At 47.9% G+C, this 595-nt stretch carries 1 protein-coding gene; it reads left to right on the top strand.

From position 1 onward, the window contains the following. A partial coding sequence (gene tnpC / locus DXA55_RS16930) for an IS66 family transposase (RefSeq protein ID WP_117814660.1) occupies window positions 1–595 on the top strand: 595 nt, incomplete at both ends.

Below are 595 nucleotides of genomic sequence, written 5' to 3'. Positions count from 1 at the left end.
GTTAAACAGGCAGGAAGAGGACTGGAAGCAACTGGGTGTCCCATTAAGCCGGGCTACGCTTGCTAACTGGATCATTTACTGTGCCGAGAATTATCTCCGTCATGTTTATAATTATTTTCACCGTCAGTTACGGATGCGTAAATATCTGATGGCAGATGAAACCCGGGTTCAGGTACTGAATGAGCCGGAGCGTAATCCTGAAACGGATTCCTGGATGTGGCTCTTCCGCAGTGGAGAAGATGGACTTCCGCCGATCCTGCTCTACCATTACACAGAGACAAGGGCAAAGTTCCATGCAGCATCTTTCCTACAGGGGTTCAGCGGATATCTGGAGACGGATGGATACCAGGGTTATAATAATCTGCCGGATATCAAACGCTGCTCTTGCTGGGCACATGTGAGACGTTACTTCACAGATGCCATACCGAAAGGGAAAGAGTATGATTACAGCCTTCCGGCAGTGCAGGGAGTACAGTTCTGTTCCAAGCTGTTTGATTGTGAGCGGTACTCAAAAGCAAAAAATCACACTGCGGAGCAGAGAAAACAATTTCGTCTTGAAAAGGAGAAGCCGATACTGGAGGCATTCTGGAATTGG

This window comes from Blautia sp. OF03-13 (assembly GCF_003460685.1).
Classification (GTDB): domain Bacteria; phylum Bacillota; class Clostridia; order Lachnospirales; family Lachnospiraceae; genus Fusicatenibacter; species Fusicatenibacter saccharivorans.
This window is presented reverse-complemented; position numbering and strand designations above follow the sequence as displayed.